This is a genomic window from Hominimerdicola alba 8 (assembly GCF_000178155.2).
In the GTDB taxonomy this organism is placed as follows: domain Bacteria; phylum Bacillota; class Clostridia; order Oscillospirales; family Ruminococcaceae; genus Hominimerdicola; species Hominimerdicola alba_C.
Window position 1 is genome coordinate 66,046 of record NZ_ADKM02000086.1, and the last position, 21,282, is coordinate 87,327.

A 21,282-nucleotide genomic window follows, 5' to 3' on the forward strand; every position below is an offset into this window, starting at 1 on the left:
AAAATCACGCCTTTCAAATTATTCGACAGATCAATTATATCACACAATAATATCAGTGTCAATCAGCGGCAGTACTTTTCGCTTACAATGACGATGGTCAGCCGTAAAAGCTCACTAAAAAGCAGAGTTTCAGAAAGAAACTCTGCTCAGTCATCTTATGCGAGGTGCATCACATTAAGCAGCAGCACCCATGACAGACCGTAGTAGGTCACCACCGCCACAAGGTCGTTAACGGTGGTTATCAGCGGACCCGATGCAACTGCGGGGTCAACCTTTATCTTCTTGAAAAACAGCGGTATCAGCGTACCGACCGCACTTGATATCAGCATGGCAAGCATCAGCGAAATGCCTATACAGCCTGAAACTGCAAAGGAAAATCCTGCCGCGCGGTGCTTGAATATCATTATGTACAGTCCCACCGCCGCGAAAGAGAGTATACCCAACAGGATACCGTTTGACAGACCTACCCGTGTTTCTTTTGCGACAAGGTGCATCTTCTGCCCGAAAGTGAGGTTCTCATCGGTCAGCACACGTATCGTCACCGCAAGTGACTGCGTGCCAACGTTACCTGCCATATCAAGTATCAATGACTGGAACGCCATTATAAGCGTCAGCTGTGAGATGACTTTCTCAAAAGCGCCCACAACGCCCGATACCAGCAGACCCAGACCCAGCAGCACCAGCAGCCAGGGGAGTCGTTTTTTCATCGACTCTTTCAGCGGTTCCTGCAAATCTTCCTCCGCTGTCAGACCTGCGAACATGACATAGTCCTCGCCCATCTCGTCATCAACGACTTCGATAAGGCTTTTCGCCGTGATAACGCCCAGCAGACGGCTGCTGTTATCAAGTACAGGTATCAGGTCTTCCGAATAGTCTTTCAGCTTTTCGATACATTCGCCTATCTCTTCATTGGCGTACACATAAGGGAAGCTGGTCATTATCAGGCTTTCCAGCGTCCTTGTGGAACGTGCCGTGATAAGTTCCTTGAGGTCTATAGCGCCGTAGAATTCCTCATTCTCGTCAACCACAAAGATCGTGGTGATATTGTCATTCTCCTCCGCCTGACGAACCAGTTCACTCATCGCCTGCTTTACCGAAAGGTCATCAGTGATGATTATACAGTTGGTAGTCATGCGGCTGCCTATCTCGTCCTCATCAAAACTGGCGATAAGGCTTATCTCCTTACGCACTTCAGGGGACAGCGCATCGATTATAAGACTGCGCTTTTCCCTTTCGATTTCACGCAGAACATCGACCGCTGTATCAGTTTCAAGCAGACTTACCACCGCCGCCGCCTTTTTCAAGTCCATCTCGTTCAGGTAAGCGCCTGCATCATTTTCTTCCAGATACTCAAAGACCTCAGCCAGCATATCGCCGCTGCAAACACGGAAGACCTTTTTGCGTTCCTGCTGAGAGAGGTCAGCCATAACGCCTGCAAGGTCATTGCCGTGATAGTCTTCAAGTTTTTTCAGCATAACTCTGGGCGAATCGTTCGACCTTATTATCGAAATTATCTCGCCCTCATAATCGGGCTTGGGCGCACTAGCCTCCTGTTCGGCGGAAGTGTTTTCCATTCCCTCATTTACCATATCTTCTGCCATTGTCAGCCCTCCGTTTCATTTTTTATATCCCCGCCCTTCCACAGGTTCGGAGTTTAATGACGTAAGGGGTTAAAATAAGCATAAAAAAGCCCTGCTGTCCCGTTCAGGTCATACAGAGTCAGCTTGAAATATCAGAGTGAGTACCTTAAAAAGGACACATCACAGAAAGCGGCGAACCGTCACAGTTTGTCGCAAATAAGATATTTCTCCGCATAGATGCCCATTTGACCCGCAACTGTCACCGTTAGTCACTTCTGTCCTCACCGTCCTTTAGTTTGAATTTTTGACCTATATATTATACCACTTTTTGCCCCCCGTGTCAATCATTTTTTATTAACGCAGGTATTTTTTTCGCGGCAGAGTGTATATCAAAAAAGCGCGGGCAGAAAATATCCGTCCGCGCACATATTATTGAAATTGTCAGTCGTTCTTGCTCTCTTTGTCTTTTTCTTTCTTCTTAGTCTTGACCTCTTCTTTAGTGACAGGTATCTCAAACCAGAATGTTGAACCTTTACCCTCTTCCGACCTCACGCCGAACGGGAAATCGTGACACTTAAGTATCTCCTTGCATATCGCCAGACCCAGCCCTGTGCCTACCACATCGCGTTTGACTTTCGCATCGCGGTAGTATCTGTCAAAAACCTTTGGCAAAAGGTCTTTCGCGATGCCCTTGCCGTTGTCCTCAACTTCGATGCGCACAGCTTTTTCGGTGTTTATCTGCTTTATGCGTATCACTTTATGCTCGCCTGTGTAGTTTATGGCGTTGTTGATGAAGTTGTAAATGACCTGATCCAGCTTGTCGGGGTCAGCGGTGACTTCCCTGTCATCGTCAGGCTCGAACTTCATATCGTAGCCGTTCTGCTCAATCACCAGCTGATAGCGGGTCATACAGTCGTTCAGCTTGTCAACTATCGAAAACTTTTTGAGGTTCAGTTCCATATTGCCGCTTTCCAGCTTTGAAAGTTCCAGCAGATTATTAACGAGGTTCGACAGCCTGTCAGCCTCGTCTATTATCACCTGAATATGTTCAGCGCGCTTGACGGGGTTATCGCCCGAAAGATCGCGTATCATTTCAGCATACGCTTTCACCATAGTCAGCGGTGTGCGCAGGTCGTGAGAAACGTTGCCTATCAGGTCACGGCGCAGGTCATTGACCTTGCGTATCTCGTTTTTCGCATCGTTGAGCACTTTTGCCAGCTGTTCAACTTCCTTATAGCCCTTGCCCTCAAACTTGACATCAAAATCGCCCTCACCGAAGCGCTTTGCAGTCTTGGTAATATCGGTGATAGGCCGCGATACCCTCGTAGAGATAAACACCGAGATTATCACAGCAAGTTCAAACAGGATTATCGTCACGAATATCAGCTGTTCGCGTATTATCATTACCGTTGAATCTATCGGCTCGACAGTACATTCTATAAACAGGTAGACCTGTTCGGGCGCATCGTCAACGTAGACTTTTGCGCAGTATATCATCTCCTTGACATTCAGGTGATCGTTGTCAAAGGTGACTGTATAGCAGTTGTCGTGAGCTTTCTGAAGTTCGCTCTTCAGCTTGTAGATATACATTGAGTAGTTGTTCTCGATATCATCATAAAGCCTTGAATAAGCGCCCAGATTGTTCTCAGAAGTCAGCGGGTTGCCGTCCTCATCGGTGAGGACTATGCACAGGCTGTTCTCGTAGGCGACAGTTCGGTTTATGTGACCCTGTTCGGGGGTGCCGTAAGCCTGTATTATGCGGTTCGCTTCACGGCTGATGCTGTTTATCTTTGCCGAGCGATAGTAGTTGTACAAAAACACGTACTGCAACAGCCAGATAGTCACCAATATCAGCAATACCAGAGCCATGCAGTATATCCAGACATAAGTCTGTATGCCGCGCCGTCCTTTAAAGGTGTCCTTTATTACCGCGCCGATGCCCTTGCGGGACTTACTGGATCTTTTCAAACTTATATCCCATTCCTCTCAGGGTGACGATAAGGTTGCGGTAGGGTCCCAGCGAGTTTCTCAGCATTTTTATGTGGGTATCTATCGTTCTGTCATCGCCGTAGAAATCAAAGCCCCATACCTCTTCCAGCAGTTTTTCTCTTGAAAGCGCGATGTTCATATTTCTCACAAGGTAGAAAAGCAGGTCATACTCCTTAGGTGTCATGCTGACTTTTTCACCGTCTATCTTGACTTCTCTTGCGGTGAAGTTTATCTCAAGTCCCTGATACCTGATAATATCCTCAGTCTTCTGCGAAGCCTTAGCGCGGTTGAGTACAGCCCTTATCCTCGCCATAAGTTCCTTTGGCGAGAACGGCTTTACCATGTAGTCGTCAATGCCTATCTCAAAGCCGAACAGCTTGTCGTATTCTTCGCCGCGCGCCGAAAGCATGATAACAGGTATCTTTTTTATCTTCTGTATCTCCTTGCATGCAGAATAACCGTCAAGGCGGGGCATCATGATATCCATTATGATGATATCGTAGTCATCTTTCTTTACCATCTCCACAGCTTCCATGCCGTCCTCGGCTTCGGCTGTTTCGTAGCCCTCGAACTCTGCGTACTCTTTGATTATCATACGTATCTTAGCTTCATCATCAACTATAAGTATCTTTGCCATAAAAGTCAACTCCCTTATATATACTTAACTATAGCAATCCAACTATTTAAATTCACAAAATCCAGTCGCAAAAGCTCGGATCTATGGATTTTGTGACTGGATTTTGTCTGAATTTTAAGGCGGATTGCTATAAGTGTCCGCACTGCGCACACTCAAAAAAATTCTTTTTAAATCATACATTATCAATGTGTATACTGCGTGAACAGTCAATAAAAATCAGGTCATGCTTTGCGGGCGAGGATATATTTTTTCAGCTTAACAAACGCCCCGTCCTCCAGCTGTTTTTGCAGACTTGACGGGTCACTGACAGTGTCGTACAGTTCTATATCCATTTTTCTCCAATATGATATATCCCCCGTTTTGGTCTTAAAAACTATATCCTCCCTGTAATACGGGCGTTCTCTTGTATAAAAAGGGTCGGAATATTCCTGCGTGACCTCAATATCTGTTATATCTTCATAACGTATCACCCGCCTGAACCACAGCACCTTGAAAGTGACTTCGTTTTCGCCCGCTTCAAAACTGCATGGCATATCGTTCATCACCACAGCAAGCACTATCGTCAGTCCCAAAGCGACAACGCCCGCTAATATGGCAAACATCATTTCATCAGTTGCCATTCCTACCCAATAGGGGGTAACAGCTATCAGCAAACTCATTATCAGCGCAAAGACAAAGCGGTACGCCGCAGACAACCTGAAAGTAAAATTTTCTCTCAAACAACTCATCTCCCCTGTTTTCTGCCGCCTGTTCGGGCAGTTCGATTTTTTACAGTGACACCGCCGATAAAGTCATATCATGCTTTGCGTGACAATATAAACTCCCGCAGTGGTGCGAACTTGCTGTGGTCTGTCGGCACAACACCGTTTGCCGCTCTCGGCAGAGCGTTTTTGAACTCGTACACGCCGTCGGTGCAAACGAACCTTATGCACTCTTCGGGATACGGGCGGTTCTGATTCATGCGGTCAATGAAAGATGTGCGTTCTCTGATAAAGAACTGTATGTCATTTATCTTATCATAGGGTATCACAGTTTCCGCACCGTTCACCCTGAAAACTGCCTGCCGTTCGTCAGCAGAATATTCGCACTTAACTTCTATCAGCCTGTATCCCAGATATGCACCGCTGACAAAGAACACTGCACCTATAACAAAGCAGACCGCGATATGCAGTCCGAAAAGGTTCAGTAAAAACGGAAGCATGAACCCGCCGCCTAACACCATAGCCACCGCGCCAAGCACCCTGTTGTCGCGATATGTGAACTTCTCTGTCATTTTGTCCTCCTTTAAAAATCGCCCCCGCAAAGCAGGGGCAATCAATATATCAGTATCCGTAACCGTTGTCGCTGTAGCCGCCGTTGTCATAATAGCCGCTGTCGGTTTCCTCATATCCCTGAGTTTCATCGACCTCGTTGGGGTCACCGACCGTCACGCCCAGCTGTTCAGCCATTTCTTCCTGACTGACAGGGTCTTGGGCGAGGGTATAATCAGAGGTCACGCCCAGATATTCTTCAAGACAGAGATTTTTAGAGGTCAGCTCTTTTGCAAGTTCTACTCCGACAAATCTGATGTGCCAGGGCTCGTATTCATAACCCGTGTACTTCTCCTTGCCTTTAGGGAAACGGATTATAAAACCGTAATCAGAGCAGTGAGCCGCAAGCCACTTGGCTTCGGTGGTGCCTGCAAATGAATTCTCGGTGGAATTGACATCAAAGCACAGCCCTGCCTGATGCTCGGAGTGACCCGGTCTTGACGAAAACTTGTCAGCATCGGCAACACCCCTGTCATAAGCATAGTTATAGTACAGGTTGTACTGCTCATCATAAGTGCGGTAACCTGAATTTATGTACAGGTACACGCCGTCATTGAGAGCATCGTTCATCATCTCGTCAAACGCCGCCTGTGCCGCCGTATTGATGCCGGGTGCATAGTCTTCGGGCACAGAATAGGTCTTGTTGACAATGAGAATGCCGTCAACAAACGTCAGCCCATCGACCTGCTGTATCTTATGTTCAGTCTCTTCGGGCTTTGATTCAACTGTTTCAGCAGGTGTTTCTGCATTGCTGTCAGTATTTTCCTTTTTAGTGGAAGTCTTCTCAGCCACAGACGACTCAGTGTTCACTTTCTGCTCGTCACGCTTTTTTCTGTGTGCAGCGTAACAACTCCTGCAAACTATCAGCACAATGACCATCACCAGAATCAGCGCGATGGTGCGGTTGCGTTTTATCCTTTTGCGTTCGGCAGCGCGCCGCCTTGCGCGGATACGCTGTCTTATCATCTCTTCATAGGCTTGTTCTTCGGGACTCAGCACAACACGAGAGAGGTCACGGTCGTCTATGAGAGAGGTCAGTTCACCATTAACAGAACGCTCGTCATCACGGACATTTCTGTTATTATTTTCATTCATAGCTTTCCTCACAGGTACATTTATTCATTTTACATATCACCCAAGTTCAATAATAATCACCACACCTAAATATTGTAACATATTTAATTAGAAAAATCAAGTCGAATGCTGTAATAAGCCAAATTTTAAAGATTAATTTATTCATTTGTTAACGTTTTATACACATACCAAACGTCTATTCCGTCAAAATTTTATTTAGTGCGCAAAACGCCGATACAAGTTGATCTCACGCAACTTTTTTTCACGTACTTTCTTTCACTGACTTAAGCCGATCAGTGTGAAGTCCTGCCTTAATTTCGTCCTGACGAAATGTAGAGCGCCACCTGCTTGATGTGTCTTACAAGAAAACCGATCGATTTTCGTCAAAAGCACTAAAATGTTTAAAAGAAATTAAAAGTTTATCAATAGCTATTGACAAATCGGCAAAAATGTGATAGACTTACTATCAGTTGATAGTGTGTCTATCACACTATAGGAGGTCTGTCAAGTGGATAACGAAACATACAATGATTTTTCTCAAAAACATTTAAAAACACAGCGCACTAATCAGGCAGTTGCGGCGGCGGCGGAACTGTTTCTAAAACACGGCATCGAAGAGGTAAAAATGACTGATATCGCTGATGCCAGCGGAGTCGGAGTGGCTACGCTCTACCGCTATTTCGGCACAAAGCCCCGCATGACCACTGCGGTCATGACCTATTTGTGGAACGAGATAACCAAGCTGTTCAGCGGTGTTTTCGAGTCGCCCGAATTTACAAGTCAGTCGGGCATAAAACAGCTGAGCGACCTTATGCGCATGTTCATCGTGCTTTATCAGGCACATGCTGATTTCATGCGGCTGGTAGATGAATTTGACAGCTTTATAATACGCGAGGGCATACCGAAAGAAGAACTGACAGAGTATGACCGTTCGATAATAAACTTCTACCCTGTGCTTGAAAACGCCTATTTAAAGGGTATAGAGGACGGCACTGTAAGGAAGCTGGACAATTTCAAGCTGTTCTATCTGTCACATGCGCACGCACTGCTGGAGATGTGCAAAAAATTCGTTGGCGGTGAGATACTGCCGTCTGATGATTTTTCACATGCTGAGGACGAACTTCAGAACCTCATCGACACAGCAGTTGCTTACCTGAAAACCTGACGGGTCACTGCAAGGTCTGCATGCACTGCCCGTACATTCCCGACAAGGAGGTATCAATATGGAACAGAAAAAGATAGCATCAAACAAAGTTCTCTGGATATTTGCTGTAGGTCAGCTGGGCTGGTCAACGCTGGCGGGCATAATCACTAACTGGCTGGTCGTTTTCTATGAACCTGATGTACTGCCTGAGGGTCACAGCTATTTCACACCGCAAGGACGTATCTTTCTCGGTCTGCTGACTGCGCTGGGCGTTATCACTGCCGCAGGCAGGCTGTTCGATGCGGTCACCGACCCGTACATAGCCGGCAAGTCGGACAGTTTCAGGCACAAGCTGGGCAGGCGCATACCCTTTATGCGTGTCGCGGCAATACCATTCGGCGTGATGACTGTGCTGATCTTCACACTGCCTTTCAAGGGTGAGAGTTACAAGAATTTCGGACTGCTTTTTTTGTTCTGCATGCTGTTCTATCTCTGCATGACAGCCTACTGCACGCCATATAACGCGCTTATCCCCGAACTCGGCAGGACACAGACCACAAGGATAAACCTTTCCACCTACATTTCGGTGACATACTTCTTCGGTTCGGGCATAAGCTATCTGGTACCGAACATTGCGGGCATTTTCACGGGAGCGATGGGCTATACAGCCGCTTTCCGCCTGACGGTGGGCATACTTTCGGCTATAGCGGTGGTCTGCATGCTGATACCTGCTTTTCTTATAGACGAGAACGCCTACGCTGACACCACGCCCACTGAGGGAACAGCTTTCGGTTCGCTGATGGCGACTTTCAAAAACGGCGATTTCAGAACTTTTGTGGCTTCTGATATTTTCTACTGGATAGGTCTGACCATGTTCCAGACAGGTCTGCCGTTCTACATCACGACACTGCTGGGTCTGACCGACAAGTGGACTTTCCCCATGTTTGCGGCGATGACTTTCATGTCCCTGCTTTGCTATGCGCCTGTGAACATCTTCGCCAAAAAGATGGGCAAGAAAAAGCTGATAGCTTTCGCGTTCATGTTCTTCTCGGTTACTTTTCTCGTGACGGCGCTGGCAGGCTTACTGCCAATTCCCGCTGTGGTATACGGCTTTTTGATCGCGGCACTGGCTGCTGTTCCTATGGCGATACTCGGCATTCTGCCGCAGGCTGTTGTTGCTGATATCTCTGAGGCTGACCGCGTGAAAACAGGTGAAAGCAGACAGGGAATGTTCTATGCCGCAAGGACTTTTGCATTCAAGATGGGTCAGTCGTTGGCTATGCTTCTGTTTACAAGCATCAAGACCATCAATTCGGATATACCGTCGGGACAGTCGGGCTTCGGTCTGGGACTGCGCATGACTGCTGTGCTTGCCACTGTTCTTTGTTTTATCGGCGGGATCATCTTTATGCGTTACAAGGAAGACAGTGTTATCTCGACCATATCTTCGGCAGAAGATAACAGCAGTGATCGAACCTGATCGCTTTTGTAAAGTGTTGTCAAAGCATAAAAAGACCGCTCTGCTTTTTTGGCAGGCGGTCTTCATTTTAATCTGCTTTGTTCTCTTTCTCTTTTTCTTCGTCATAGATGCGCTTTGCATATACCATCGAGATGGTCAGCGCCGCAGTCAGGTAGCCCAGCAGAAGCATTATCGCACCCATACCTCCCGCAAAAGAGGTGGACACTATGGTGCATATACCCGCAACTGTCATGGCAGCGGCAGCAAAGCGGTTGGACTTCTGCCATGTGGTGTCGTTGTAGAGAGTCCACCCACAGCGGAAGCCGATGCTTGAATTGCGCCTTGTCTTTGGCATGTAGTTGCTGACTGCTATCAGCATAATGCCCATCAGAAATGCGGTTGCGCGGTTCATGTCTATCTCCAGATTTCCGATACCCGCATGACCGTCAGCGCAGGCTTTTACTATGAACACTATCTGCATTACGCACATGATGCCCGCGATGATAGGCACAGTCTTTCTGAAAACTGCGGCATTCTCTTTGCCCGAATGCGTTTTTTTCCCGTAAAAGTGAGCAAACAGTTCAAATATGCCGACAACAAGCAGTATCAGCACAGGAAAGATAAAAAGTTCATATCTGCTGCCCCAGCTGTCAGCTTTGCCTGTGATGCCGTAGTGTGTAGGCACTTTGTCAGGCAGGAAATTAATTGCCGCCGCTGTTATCAGCATCGGCAGTACGGCTATTGCCCATGTCAGTTTTTTCATTTTTTTTTGCCCCCAGTTCCTCAAACCACATCACTATCTCTTCAAACACCGATGTGTTAAGTTCGTAATACACAAAATTCTTCTCTTTGCTCTCACTGACCAGCCCCGCGTTTTTCAGCTGTTTCAGGTGGTATGACATGGTAGCACCTGTCATGTCAAAGTGCGCCCCTATCTCCCCTGCTGACATCTTTCCGTCCCTCAGCATGGTAAGTATCTCGCGGCGCACAGGGTCGCTGAGTGCCTTGAATGTTTCCTGAAATCCCATTTTTTAAACCTCATTTCTATCCATTTTCTTGTATACAAACTTGTATGTCCCGAAAAATATCGCCGCTGACATAACTACAAGTATTATTTCCATCACTGCCAAGCCGAAGTACCCCGCTTTATAAAAAGCTATCGTAAAATCTACCAGTGCGTGCAGGAATATCGCCAGCGGGTAAAGCCAGCCCTTTCCCTTCTGCCTTGCGGCGGCGAACACCAGCATCGAAAGCCCTATCTGCAAGGCGATGGAAGGTATCCTTTCAAAGCCGCCAAGCACGCCCGAAAGCAGCGTCTGTTCAGCATAGCCGCGCACCTGTTCAACAGCCGACTCCCGCGCCGCACCCTCAGCGCCTTTCAGCACAGCGTCAACGCCGCTGTTGTTGACGATAAGTCCCATAGCTATCAGAGAAATGTTATGTAAACCGAGATACACAGCTTCAGATCCGCCGTGACCCAATCCGTAGGATACCGAGTCTTCACGCGACTTGCAGTCTTTAAGTACCGTCTTGAAAGCGATGAACCTGCCTGTTTCCTCAAACAGACCTGCGCACACCGCACCTATAAAGTATAACAGCCAGATGTTGTCAGCCGCCGCCCTTGCCACAGGGGTGTCAGCAATAAGCAGGGGGTACTGCAAAATGTTTTTAAGCCCCAACGCAAAAACAGGGAAAACCACCGCCCCGACTATAAGCGCCTTTACGTTCAGCTTTACCTTTTTGCGAATGATGAAAAAGTAAGTCAGCGCCGCCAGTATCATCAGCGCACCGCTTACCCAATAGCCTGCCAGTGCTTCATTTGAAAAAGTAATGTTTTCTGTGTTTGTCATTTTATTGCTCCTTTCTATTTAGAAAATTCTCTATTTAGAATTTTCTCTAAATAGAATATACCACACTTTTCTTCGTTTGTCAATAGGTATTTAGAAATTTTTCTAAATACGCACATTTCCCGTCTGCCGAAAAGAGTTTCGTCATGCAGTAACATCATAATAATAAGAAAAGGCACTCAAAATCATCTCACCGCAATTTTTGGTCAGTCCAAATAAACACCCGAAAGCACAAATATTAAGAAAAATGCCGAATTTTAGGGACTTTTATGAACTTTGTAGGATTGTTGCACTGTGCTATAAGTTAACTAAAAAGCATAGTGAAATATGACGATTGAAATGATATCTGAAAAATGGTATAATATTATTATAGCAATCCAACTTTTTAAATTCACAAAATCCAGTCGCAAAAGCTGGGATTTATGGATTTTGTGACTGGATTTTGTCTGAATTTTAAGGCGGATTGCTATATGATATATGCGCGGGATATTCCCGCAAAACATGGACTAAAGAAGGAATAGAATGAAAAAGAAAAATACGTTCGCACTCGCCTGTATCACAGCGCTGATATGTTCAGGCTGTGGCAGTATCGAGAGCAACACTGTTAATACGGATGAGGTAAGGGTCACTGAGAACACTGCCGCCCCTGTGGTTACAACGGCGGTACAGTCGGAAGCTGTGAATGATAACACCATTGCTTTGACGGAAGCGACAGATTCTTCTGCCGTTACTGAGGCACAGACAAAGCCAAGCGTCACCACTACCACCGAGAATGTGGTGGACAAACCGTCTACCATAGCGCTGGGCGGTGATACTGACAGCAAGTCCACCAGCCGCAATGCACAGCAGGCGAACGGCGGCACAATAACACTTGAAGCCTCAACTACCACCACCCGCACCGATGACGGCGGTTATCATCACGACCAGCCGATGGGCAACGAGGTGCTTCCGCAGAGTGTTGACTACTACACCACCGACACCCAGCCCCAGCAGACTCAGCCGCCTGTCACCGAACAGCCTGCCCCGCAGGAAACTCAGCAGACGCAGGACGGAGGCTACACATCAAAGGGATACAAGGTCGAAGTCAAGGACGGCGTTACCTACGTGGGCGGTGTCATCATTGCGAACAAAAGCTACAAACTGCCTGAGAACTACGGCAACGGTCTGAACGAAGATGCGCTCAGTGCATTTTATCAGATGCAGTCTGCCGCCGCCAATGACGGGATATGGCTCTCGATAGTTTCAGGCTACAGAAGCTACTGGTATCAGGATCAGCTTTACTGGGGCTATGTGGCGGCACGCGGCAGTCAGGAAGAGGTGGACAGGTTCTCTGCAAGGGCGGGCTACTCTGAACACCAGACTGGTCTTGCGATGGATCTGAACAATGCCAGCCGCAGTTTTGCAGGTACTCCCGAAGCCTACTGGATAGAACAGCACTGTGCTGATTACGGATTCATACTCCGCTACCCCGATGGCAAGGAGGATATAACAGGCTTTATGTATGAACCCTGGCATATCCGATATGTGGGCAATGAACTTGCAAGAACGCTGACCGATCAGGGACTTACCCTTGAAGAATACTTCGGTATCGACTCTGTTTACAGCGGCGAATGATTAAACATAAGACCACCGTACAAGCTGTGCGGTGGTCTTTTTGAATTTCTGACAGTTATGAATAAGGCAAAAGACCGACAGTACACGGAAAAACTGTCGGTCTTTTTTATCAATGATCTGTTTTACTTTACAGTGATAGTCACAGCGTTCTTGATAGCGTTTGCAACATCCCATGTACCGTTTACCTTAGCGGCGATAGCTACCTTGTAACTCTTGCCTGCTGTGAGGTTCTTGGGTGTTGTGTATGACAGGGTCGATGCGGAGATAGACTGTGTCTGGATCCTCCACTTGCCTGCCAGATAAACTGCTATGCCGTAATTCTGGGCATTGTTTACCTTGTCCCATGTAAATCTTACCTGATGGTACTGTTCGCTGTATGCCACCTGAACGTTTGTCGGGTAAGTAACAGTACCCGCAACATCTTTCGCCATAACATTTATAGCGTTGGAATAATCAGTACCCCAAGTGCCGTTAGACTTTGCCACAACAGCGATCTGATAAACTACACCCGATGTCAGACCTGTTACAGTGTAGGAAGTGGCAGAAGTTTCAGCCAGCTTCTTCCAGCTTGAACCGTTCTTCTGGTAAACTGCATAGCCCTCAGCACCGCTTGCTGCCGACCAGCTGAGTTTAGCGCTGTTCTCAGCGGCAGTGTATGTCAGGTTCTTTACAACAGCAGGTGTTTCGGGATCAATGATTATCGGATCGGAATGCTGTACCTTCGTACCGCCGTCGAGGTTACTGCCCTCAGTCGAAGCGTAGTTAGCATAGAAATCGTTCAGCGAGATACCGTCCTTACCCAGTGCCACCTGATGGTCAAGTCCGATAGGCTTTTTGGTCGTCTGAGTCTTCCAGATAGCGGGATAGTAGTAGGTATCATACTTCTCGGTATCCCAGTTGATGGTAGTCTTGCCCTTGATGTTGCCGGCACCATCGCGTACAACGCCGAACTGGATATCCTTCCACAGTCCGCCTGTGTCACCGGAGTCATCGTTCAGGCACCAGAAGGTGTGGTTTACGTGGTGCTTTATCATATAGTCACGCAGAAGACCCAGCCACTTTTCATTGTCGCCGCCGTCAAGTCTGCCGCCCCATTCGCCTATCAGCAGAGGGTACATATCCTTTTCTACCAGATATGCCCAAGTGTCATACCAGTAATCGTCAAGCAGAGTTTGCTCAGTGAAGTCCTTGTGGAACCAGGGCTGGTCACTTACTACAGGACCGTAGTCGTGAGGAGAATAAACTATCTGGCTGGTGCCCGACTCAGGCAGTATAGGATACTTTGCAACACCGCGCAGGTTGCCGCCCCACCAAGCGCCGTGACCCTCGAAGCCTTCAACGCCTTCGATCAGGATAAGTGCATCAGGGTTCTTTGCGAGTATAGCGTTAGCACAGTCCTCAGCAGCTTTTTTCCAGTTGTTGGGTGCGTTTGAATTGTCCCAGATAGCGTCAACAGGTGCGCCGCCGTAGGTGCTGTGAGGCTCGTTCTTAAGGTCGAAGCCTATCAGTGTATCATCGTTCTTGTAATGATCGGCAGCCCATGCCAGAGTTTCTATCCACAGATCGGTCGTAACTGTGACATTCTTGCCGTCACGTCCCTTGAAACTCTTGCCGTACCACAGACCATAGTTGTGACCTGAGTTGTTGGACTCAGGGCTATGGATATCGATGAAGCACTTAACACCGTACTTCTTGCACTTTGCGAGCAGTACTTCAAAAGTCTGCTGGCTGTTTGCTACCTCGCCGTTGATGATAAGGTCAACGTTGATTGGATAGTTAGGATCATCATTAGGATTTACGCTGGAGATCGGGTCGGGGTCGCCTATCATCCAGTTGTAGAGCAGTTCGGTGGAAACGGGCAGTCTGAGCACATTTACGCCATGATCTGCTATATCCTTCACCATGTCATCGATATCACCGCTCCACAGATAGTGAGGTGCGCATTCGGTGCAGTTGAAGCCGAACCAGTTTGCGCCTGTCAGCCAGACTTCATTGCCGTTCTTGTCATACAGACGGCTGCCTTTTGCGTGGAGCCAGTCATCATTGGTGTCATTCACTGCTGATGTTGCAGCACTTGCAGTGACAACTGCGGGCATGCTTGCAGCAGCGAAAGACAATGTCAGTGCAGCCACCGAAGCAGCAGCGGTCATTCTTTTGAATACTTTGTTCATAACTTATACCCCTCCTGTAAATAACCGAAAACGTTTTCAAATCAGTGTATGACGATACCCCTGCAGCAGCGCATGATGCCCTGTCAACACCCGACTTTAATTTGGCAAAACGCCCATGACAGCGGATCCACACGATACATGCAGGTCATAGCCGATACAAATTCGGTTCTCTCATGATTTTATTTTAACATCAAACCAATAAATTGTCAAGCAACATATTGTAAACATTCAACAGAAAGGCGGATTGACTTTGATAGTTTTAATATATTATTCTGATTTACGACAAAATGCGTACAACTATTTTATCATTTATGAAAATACTTTTTGAACTTTTTCACACACAAGTCTGCCGCAAAATACAGAAAGCCGCGCAGATACGCTGTTAATGCGACCTGTACGGCTGAGTGTTTTACATCATATCTTCTGACTGCCTGTTGACCAGACATGCTTTTCATTTTTATTGGCAGGCTTATTCTGAGCCATAACACCTGCCAGCCGGTGAGGGATATACGGCTCTTCAAGATAGCTTATCTCTTCGGCTGAAAGTTCTATATCCACTGCTTTTGCCGCACCCTCGATATGGTGCAGCTTTGTAGCGCCAACCACAGGAGCCGTCACTTTTGTCAGCAGCCACGCAAGGCTTATCTCAGTCATGCTGACGCCGCGCTTTTCAGCAAGTTCAGCCACTCTTCTTATTATGACCTCGTCCTGCGTTTTGGTAGCATCGTACTTGAATTTAGCATAGCTGTCTTCTTCTGCACGCTTTGAACTCTCCTCAGGCAGGCGTGCAAGTCTGCCGCTGGCGAGGGCACTGTAGGGGGTCATGGCGATATTGTCCTCAGCGCACAGACCTGCCATCTCGCGTTCTTCCTCACGGAAGATAAGGTTATAATGCCCCTGAATGCTGACGAACTTCGCAAAGCCTTCCCTTTCTGCCAAAGCGTTCGCTTTTGCAAGCTGCCACGCAAAGCAGTTTGAAATTCCTATATACCGCGCTTTACCCGCCTTTACTACCCTGTTGAGCCCCTCCATGATATCATATATCGGGGTGTTGTGATCCCACATGTGATAGATGTACAGGTCAACGCAGTCCATGCCGAGATTTTCAAGGCTTTTGTTTATCATGCGCTCGATATGCTTCTGACCTGTAATGCCTGCTTCGATATCGGCAGGCGTTCTCGGCAGGAATTTTGTAGCCACCACTACATCATCGCGTTTGGCAAAGTCCCTCAGTGCCCTGCCCACATACTGTTCGCTTGTGCCCGACTGGTAGGCTATTGCAGTATCGAAGAAATTCACGCCCAGTTCAAGACCGCGCCTTATTATCTCGCGGGAATGTTCTTCATCTATCGTCCATGAATGCTGACCGTTCTGTGCATCGCCAAAGCCCATGCAGCCCATACATATACGTGAAACGTTCAGTTCTGAATTTCCGAGTTTTGTGTACTTCATCATTTTCCTCCTATCAGCCGCATAACACAGGAATAAACCAGTTCGTAAATGCTGTGCATCTTGAAATCCATCTCAGCCTCACGCATGGCGCAAAGCTGTTTTTCAGTTGCCACCGCGTAAGGGTATACCCCGAAAAGAAACGGGAAAAACACGAAAATAAAACTCTCGCTGTCGCTCTGCGGGAAGAACTTTGTGACACACGCCCGCACAGCGTCCAGTGAAGCGCCGTATGCCGCCTTGAACTCTGTCAGCCGTTCGGGACGGGAATTTTCTTCCATATCATAGTGGTTCATCGCAAGCAGTTTTAAGAGTTGTTCATGCTTTTCCAGCGAATGCCCCAGCGCTGCCGCAAGTTCCTCAGCCGACATGCTGTCATGCCCGTCAGCAAGTTCATTCAGTTCAGCCGCCCAGTTATCGTATTCACGCTGCATCAGTGCAAGGAATATCTCCTCCTTTGTGCGGAAATAGTTGTAGATAGACGGTCTTGAAAAGCTGGTTTCAACGCTTATCTCTTTCAGCGTTATTTCTTTGAAACTCATTGTCTTGTACAGCTTTTCACATGCGCTGATTATCTCTTCCCTGCGCGAAGCTGTCAGTTCGGGCGAACCTTTCGGCATCGGTAATACCTCCTTAAAATAGCAGTGCAGAACTTTTCTGACACCATGTCACTATCAACATTATAACAGTATTCTGACACAATGTCAACATCTTTTCCCATTTTCAGCACAATGCACTAACTTACCTGCCTCGAACAAAACATTCTGCCCACATAAAATTGTATTTAAACAAATTTATGCTTTTTTAATTATGACTATCCCTTTAGCACACCGGCTGAAAATGCGGCAAACAAAAGGATAATTGATCGCAGGATATCTTTCCCCCGCCTGCGGCGGGGGAAAGATATCCGCCAACCACTTTAAGTTCTGCTAGATCGCTGTTTTTTTGTGGTGTGTCAGCGGGATAACCATATTTTTAATTACAGTTTTTGGTGATTGACTTGACCGTCAAAATATGCTATAATATATTAAATTGTAAAATAATTTGTAAATGGAGTGATATCTTGAAAGAACTGACTGCATACTGGAAAACCGCTCTGCTGATACTGTCGCTGTCGGTGCTGATGCTTTGTGCGAAGTTTTTTCCGAAATACTGTGACAAGTACACTGACAAATTCTACAGCCGCATCTGTGACGGTGTAAGCAAACTGACAGGCAGGATACCTTTTGCACTTGGCGAGGTGCTGATGTTTGTCGGTGCGTTGGCGGTGGTACTTTGCCCAATATTCCTGATACTGCTGATATTTCTGCACAAAAAGGCTAAATACCGCAAATTCTGTGCAGGTTTCCACAAAACTGTTCTGATGACACTGCTGTGTGTGGTGCTGATATACATGCCCACATGGTATATACCTTTCAGCGGGACTTTACTGGGCGAAGGTACCGTTGCAAGGCGTGATAATTTCGACAACGACCAAGTCGGCACACTGCTGAGGTATTCTATCGAGGGTGCAAACTCTGCAGCTGAGGAGATAGAGATAAAAGAGGACGGCACTGTGGTCTTCCCCGATGATGAAGAACTTCACAGAAAAACCGTTGAAGCCATGAAATCGCTGAAAGACGAGTACTCAAGACTTGCGGGCTACTATCCGCCCGTCAAGCGTGCGATGTGTTCGGGCATACTTGATCACATGGGGATAGGCGGCTACAACTACCCTTTCACGATGGAACCCACCATAAACAAGTACTACGACCCCCTCTACCTGCCTTTTATAGAAGCCCATGAACTGGCACACCACAAAGGATATTACAAGGAGAACGAAGCGAATTTCCTGAGCATGGTGGCTCTTTCGGAGAGCGATGACCCATTTCTGAGGCTGTCGGGTTTTTATCAGATGTACTGGTATCTTATCGATGAATATAACTTCCCCGATGACCCGTCAGATGAACCGTATATCAGTGAGCGCACCGAACAGATAATCGATGCCTCAACTTACATACTCAATCAAAAGTACAAGAGTGAGCCTAACGCTGTTGATGATTCACCTCAGGAAGTACAGCAGTTCATCAGTGATGTTTCCGACGAGGGCTGGGATATACAGAGCGAAGTGCTCAAAGAAAACACATACAGCGGTTGTGTAAAGCTGTTGTTGGAGTACTACTACGGTAAATTATACTGATATATCAGACCTCACGGACGGGCTGACGGATACATCAGTGAGTACATTTTGCCACAAATAATACGTGTCTTAAGCAAGGGAAAAGCCGACAGCGTCCCTTGCTTTTCTTATGGCAAACAACCTGTATTGCAATTTTCGGCAAGCTGTGGTATCATAATAGAAAAAGTTGAAAAGAGGAATGACTGTGGAAAAAAAACGCATTCTGATAGTTGATGACGAACAGGAACTTTCGGGGATAATCGCTGAGATGCTGGCAGGCTGTGGATACGATACCGACACTGCCGCCGATTCCGAACACGCTTACAGTCTGCTGGGGCAGAAGAACTATCATCTGATACTTCTTGATATAAATCTGCCTGACGGCACAGGATTTGAGATATGCCGACAGCTGAGAGAGGCTTCACATGTGCCTGTGATATTCGCAAGCGCACGCACTGCTGAGGACGACCGCATAAACAGCTTCGATATAGGCGGTGATGACTACCTGCAAAAGCCATATTCGATGAAAGAACTGCTCTCGCGTGTGAATGCGCTGATGCGCCGCGCATACGGCGGAGAAGTCGATGGCAGTCTTGGATTTGGCGATGTGAAGATAAACACCGCCAGCCGCACTGTCATTAAAGGTGGTAGAAATGTAGCACTGGCACAGCGCGAATTCGACCTGCTATGCTGTCTGTGCAGGAACAAGAACACTGCTGTGCCGAAAGACAAGCTGATATCCGAAGTTTGGGGCGCGTTTTCGGAGGTCGAGCCATCTACGCTGACCGTACACATTCGCTGGCTTCGCGAAAAACTTGAAGATGACCCTGCCGCACCTGTCTACATAAAGACTGTCTGGCGGCTGGGCTACATGCTGGAGGACGGAAAATGAACAGACTTCTGACTGCCGCAATAGCTTTTGCGCTCGTGATGATAGGCATAACTGCCGCCGCTGTAATACGCGGCAAAGAAAAGAGCGACCCTACAGGCGGCTGGGCTGTTGAACTCAACGAGATAGAAAATCTGATAGAACAGGGCGACACAGAAAAGGCTTCGGCATGCGCCCGCGAACTCAGGCAGGAGATGCGCCGCGCCGAAACTGCTGTCCCGGACCATACTTTGCCTGTAATGTGCGGGATATGCCTGCTGTTTCTGGGAGGAGTTTCATGCTACTGCTGGGTGGTCATGATAAGACCTTTCCACAAACTTTCGGACTTTGCCGAACGGGTGGCGCTGGGCGACCTTGACACGCCGCTGGAATATCAGCGCACCAACTGGTTCGGGAAATTCACTTGGGCGTTCGACAGCATGCGGCGCGAGATACAGCGTGCCCGCGCCTGCGAAAAAGAAGCTGTCGAAAACAACAAGACGGTCATAGCTTCGCTGTCACACGATATCAAGACACCCGTATCATCGATACGCGCATATGCCGAAGCACTGGAACTCGGAATGGACGGCGACCCCGAAAAGCGCGGCAGGTACATCTCGGTGATAATGCGCAAGTGCGATGAAGTATCAAAGCTGACGGACGACCTGCTGACGCACTCACTTTCAGACCTCGACAAGCTGAAAATGAATCCCGAAAGATTTGAACTTAACGGTTTCCTGTACGAGATACTTGAAGATATCTCAGCGGGCAGAGATGATGTGAGATTTGAGAAGCCCGCATATTCCATAGAAGTCTTCGCAGACAAGGGCAGGACTGCTCAGATAGCAGAAAATCTTATAAACAACGCCCGCAAATACGCAAAGACAGATATCAGCATAAGCGTCACACGCGATGAACACATGGCACACATAAAATTCCGCGACTATGGCGGCGGCATTCCCGACAAGGACATGCCTTTCATCTTCGGGAAATTCTATCGGGGAAGCAACACGGCAGACGAACGCGGCGCGGGTCTGGGGCTGTTCATAGTCAAATATATCGCTGAACAGTCGGGCGGCGAGGTAAAGCTGAGAAACTGCGGCGGCGCGGAAGTCACTGTAAGTCTGCCGACAGCACAGGACGGCGGGGATATGTCTTAAGGATTTCTTAATACTGCCTGTGCTAGAATATGTACATAAAGCAAAAGGAGGACACTGAATGAAAAAGGCTATTCTTTCCGCAAAAGGGCTTTGCAGGAGTTTTGCCCACAACGGCGGACAGATACATATTCTCACAGGCATGGATGTGGACATTTACGAAAAGGACTTCACGGTGATAATGGGAGCTTCGGGGTCGGGAAAATCGACCACGCTTTACGCACTCAGCGGCATGGACAGGGCTACGGGCGGACAGGTGATATACGGCGGCGAGGACATAGTGAGGATGAGCGAGAAAAAACTCTGTGCGCTCAGGCACAGCGATTTCGGATTTATCTTTCAGCAAATGCACCTTGTCAGCAATCTGACGATGTTCGAGAACATAACGGTACCCGGTTACCTCAGCAAGACCCGTTCTGCCGCAGAGATCGACAAACGCGCCCTTGAACTTATGGATAAAATGGGCATAAGCCATCTTAAGACGCATCTGCCATCGCAGTGTTCGGGCGGTGAACAGCAGCGCTGTGCGATCGCGCGGGCGGTCATACACGAACCTGTACTGCTCTTCGCTGATGAGCCTACAGGTGCGCTGAACAAGAAAAATACCACTGAGGTACTTGACCTGCTGACCGACCTCAACCGAGCGGGTCAGAGCATACTTATGGTGACCCATGATGCCCGCGCAGCATGCAGAGCATCAAGGCTGCTGTACATCGAAGACGGCAGGGTCATCGGTGACCTTGAACTTACACCTTATGAAAAGCAGGAAGAGCACAGCCGCGAACAGCAGATAAACGCATGGCTCGCTTCGATGGAATGGTGAGG

Annotated in this window: 19 protein-coding genes; 7 read left to right on the forward strand and 12 right to left on the reverse strand. The window is 47.7% G+C overall.

Going from position 1 to position 21,282, the window contains the following annotated elements:
• Positions 1-155: 155 nt before the first annotated feature.
• The 6 genes from mgtE to CUS_RS09970 all read right to left on the reverse strand — a co-directional run bounded on the left by mgtE (position 156) and on the right by CUS_RS09970 (position 6,611).
• On the reverse strand, positions 156-1,601 hold the full coding sequence (gene mgtE, locus CUS_RS09945) for a magnesium transporter (protein ID WP_002850188.1): 1,446 nt from the start codon (positions 1,599-1,601) through the stop codon (positions 156-158).
• A 420-nt stretch (positions 1,602-2,021) separates the two neighbouring features.
• On the reverse strand, positions 2,022-3,548 hold the full coding sequence (locus CUS_RS09950; protein ID WP_002850208.1) for a sensor histidine kinase: 1,527 nt from the start codon (positions 3,546-3,548) through the stop codon (positions 2,022-2,024).
• Positions 3,532-4,206: a response regulator gene (locus CUS_RS09955; RefSeq protein WP_002850203.1), complete on the reverse strand. Its 675-nt coding sequence runs from the start codon at positions 4,204-4,206 to the stop codon at positions 3,532-3,534. Before CUS_RS09955 ends, CUS_RS09950 begins: the two co-directional genes overlap by 17 nt.
• 221 nt (positions 4,207-4,427) lie before the next feature.
• Positions 4,428-4,925 carry a hypothetical protein gene (locus CUS_RS18630; RefSeq protein WP_002850088.1) on the reverse strand — a complete coding sequence of 166 codons (498 nt, stop codon included), beginning with the start codon at positions 4,923-4,925 and terminating at the stop codon, positions 4,428-4,430.
• A 77-nt stretch (positions 4,926-5,002) separates the two neighbouring features.
• Complete coding sequence (locus tag CUS_RS09965) at positions 5,003-5,479, reverse strand: hypothetical protein (RefSeq protein WP_002850114.1); 477 nt, start codon at positions 5,477-5,479, stop codon at positions 5,003-5,005.
• A 49-nt stretch (positions 5,480-5,528) separates the two neighbouring features.
• Positions 5,529-6,611: a M15 family metallopeptidase gene (locus CUS_RS09970; protein ID WP_002850201.1), complete on the reverse strand. Its 1,083-nt coding sequence runs from the start codon at positions 6,609-6,611 to the stop codon at positions 5,529-5,531.
• Between the two features lie 487 nt (positions 6,612-7,098).
• On the opposite strand from CUS_RS09970, the gene CUS_RS09975 reads away from it, so the two are divergent.
• Both CUS_RS09975 and CUS_RS09980 read left to right on the forward strand, forming a co-directional pair.
• Positions 7,099-7,755 (forward strand): TetR/AcrR family transcriptional regulator, encoded by a 657-nt coding sequence (locus CUS_RS09975; protein ID WP_002850142.1) that lies wholly within the window; start codon positions 7,099-7,101, stop codon positions 7,753-7,755.
• Between the two features lie 58 nt (positions 7,756-7,813).
• Entirely contained in the window at positions 7,814-9,214 is a 1,401-nt protein-coding gene (locus tag CUS_RS09980; RefSeq protein WP_002850181.1) for an MFS transporter, read from the forward strand.
• Positions 9,215-9,281: 67 nt separating this feature from the next.
• Here CUS_RS09980 and CUS_RS09985 read toward each other — a convergent pair whose 3' ends face one another.
• Genes CUS_RS09985 through CUS_RS09995 form a run of 3 tightly spaced genes read right to left on the reverse strand, consistent with a single transcriptional unit; the run spans position 9,282 to position 11,043 of the window.
• Positions 9,282-9,956 (reverse strand): SdpI family protein, encoded by a 675-nt coding sequence (locus CUS_RS09985; protein WP_037277010.1) that lies wholly within the window; start codon positions 9,954-9,956, stop codon positions 9,282-9,284.
• Positions 9,895-10,221, reverse strand: coding sequence for an autorepressor SdpR family transcription factor (locus tag CUS_RS09990; RefSeq protein ID WP_002850122.1), 327 nt, complete (start codon positions 10,219-10,221; stop codon positions 9,895-9,897). The genes CUS_RS09985 and CUS_RS09990 overlap by 62 nt, the downstream gene beginning before the upstream one ends.
• Positions 10,222-10,224: 3 nt before the next feature.
• Positions 10,225-11,043, reverse strand: a complete 819-nt coding sequence (locus CUS_RS09995) for a YhfC family intramembrane metalloprotease (RefSeq protein WP_002850136.1) — start codon at positions 11,041-11,043, stop codon at positions 10,225-10,227.
• A gap of 519 nt (positions 11,044-11,562) precedes the next feature.
• Between CUS_RS09995 and CUS_RS10000 the strand changes: the two genes are divergently transcribed.
• Positions 11,563-12,654 carry a M15 family metallopeptidase gene (locus CUS_RS10000; protein ID WP_002850223.1) on the forward strand — a complete coding sequence of 364 codons (1,092 nt, stop codon included), beginning with the start codon at positions 11,563-11,565 and terminating at the stop codon, positions 12,652-12,654.
• 122 nt (positions 12,655-12,776) lie between these two features.
• Here the strand turns inward: CUS_RS10000 and CUS_RS10005 are convergent, their stop codons facing one another.
• The 3 genes from CUS_RS10005 to CUS_RS10015 all read right to left on the reverse strand — a co-directional run bounded on the left by CUS_RS10005 (position 12,777) and on the right by CUS_RS10015 (position 16,894).
• Positions 12,777-14,825, reverse strand: a complete 2,049-nt coding sequence (locus tag CUS_RS10005) for a cellulase family glycosylhydrolase (RefSeq protein ID WP_002850130.1) — start codon at positions 14,823-14,825, stop codon at positions 12,777-12,779.
• Between the two features lie 414 nt (positions 14,826-15,239).
• On the reverse strand, positions 15,240-16,277 hold the full coding sequence (locus tag CUS_RS10010) for an aldo/keto reductase (protein WP_002850134.1): 1,038 nt from the start codon (positions 16,275-16,277) through the stop codon (positions 15,240-15,242).
• Positions 16,277-16,894: a TetR family transcriptional regulator gene (locus CUS_RS10015; RefSeq protein WP_002850186.1), complete on the reverse strand. Its 618-nt coding sequence runs from the start codon at positions 16,892-16,894 to the stop codon at positions 16,277-16,279. The genes CUS_RS10010 and CUS_RS10015 overlap by 1 nt, the downstream gene beginning before the upstream one ends.
• Positions 16,895-17,337: 443 nt before the next feature.
• On the opposite strand from CUS_RS10015, the gene CUS_RS10020 reads away from it, so the two are divergent.
• The 4 genes from CUS_RS10020 (at position 17,338) to CUS_RS10035 (ending at position 21,280) form a co-directional block, all read left to right on the forward strand.
• Complete coding sequence (locus tag CUS_RS10020) at positions 17,338-18,453, forward strand: DUF3810 family protein (protein WP_002850225.1); 1,116 nt, start codon at positions 17,338-17,340, stop codon at positions 18,451-18,453.
• 178 nt (positions 18,454-18,631) lie between these two features.
• On the forward strand, positions 18,632-19,324 hold the full coding sequence (locus CUS_RS10025) for a response regulator transcription factor (protein ID WP_037277011.1): 693 nt from the start codon (positions 18,632-18,634) through the stop codon (positions 19,322-19,324).
• Complete coding sequence (locus tag CUS_RS10030; RefSeq protein WP_002850164.1) at positions 19,321-20,460, forward strand: HAMP domain-containing sensor histidine kinase; 1,140 nt, start codon at positions 19,321-19,323, stop codon at positions 20,458-20,460. The genes CUS_RS10025 and CUS_RS10030 overlap by 4 nt, the downstream gene beginning before the upstream one ends.
• A gap of 58 nt (positions 20,461-20,518) precedes the next feature.
• Positions 20,519-21,280: an ABC transporter ATP-binding protein gene (locus CUS_RS10035; RefSeq protein WP_002850192.1), complete on the forward strand. Its 762-nt coding sequence runs from the start codon at positions 20,519-20,521 to the stop codon at positions 21,278-21,280.
• Positions 21,281-21,282 lie beyond the last annotated feature (2 nt).

Excerpts from the sequence above, each read along its gene's own strand:
- CUS_RS10010 (WP_002850134.1), bottom strand. The coding sequence starts at position 16,277 with ATGAAGTACACAAAACTCGGAAATTCAGAACTGAACGTTTCACGTATA.
- CUS_RS10015 (WP_002850186.1), bottom strand. The coding sequence starts at position 16,894 with ATGCCGAAAGGTTCGCCCGAACTGACAGCTTCGCGCAGGGAAGAGATA.
- CUS_RS09995 (WP_002850136.1), bottom strand. The coding sequence starts at position 11,043 with ATGACAAACACAGAAAACATTACTTTTTCAAATGAAGCACTGGCAGGC.
- CUS_RS09985 (WP_037277010.1), bottom strand. The coding sequence starts at position 9,956 with ATGAAAAAACTGACATGGGCAATAGCCGTACTGCCGATGCTGATAACA.
- CUS_RS10030 (WP_002850164.1), top strand. The coding sequence starts at position 19,321 with ATGAACAGACTTCTGACTGCCGCAATAGCTTTTGCGCTCGTGATGATA.
- CUS_RS09965 (WP_002850114.1), bottom strand. The coding sequence starts at position 5,479 with ATGACAGAGAAGTTCACATATCGCGACAACAGGGTGCTTGGCGCGGTG.
- CUS_RS09955 (WP_002850203.1), bottom strand. The coding sequence starts at position 4,206 with ATGGCAAAGATACTTATAGTTGATGATGAAGCTAAGATACGTATGATA.
- CUS_RS09970 (WP_002850201.1), bottom strand. The coding sequence starts at position 6,611 with ATGAATGAAAATAATAACAGAAATGTCCGTGATGACGAGCGTTCTGTT.
- CUS_RS09990 (WP_002850122.1), bottom strand. The coding sequence starts at position 10,221 with ATGGGATTTCAGGAAACATTCAAGGCACTCAGCGACCCTGTGCGCCGC.
- CUS_RS09980 (WP_002850181.1), top strand. The coding sequence starts at position 7,814 with ATGGAACAGAAAAAGATAGCATCAAACAAAGTTCTCTGGATATTTGCT.
- CUS_RS10035 (WP_002850192.1), top strand. The coding sequence starts at position 20,519 with ATGAAAAAGGCTATTCTTTCCGCAAAAGGGCTTTGCAGGAGTTTTGCC.
- CUS_RS10025 (WP_037277011.1), top strand. The coding sequence starts at position 18,632 with ATGACTGTGGAAAAAAAACGCATTCTGATAGTTGATGACGAACAGGAA.
- CUS_RS10000 (WP_002850223.1), top strand. The coding sequence starts at position 11,563 with ATGAAAAAGAAAAATACGTTCGCACTCGCCTGTATCACAGCGCTGATA.
- mgtE (WP_002850188.1), bottom strand. The coding sequence starts at position 1,601 with ATGGCAGAAGATATGGTAAATGAGGGAATGGAAAACACTTCCGCCGAA.
- CUS_RS10005 (WP_002850130.1), bottom strand. The coding sequence starts at position 14,825 with ATGAACAAAGTATTCAAAAGAATGACCGCTGCTGCTTCGGTGGCTGCA.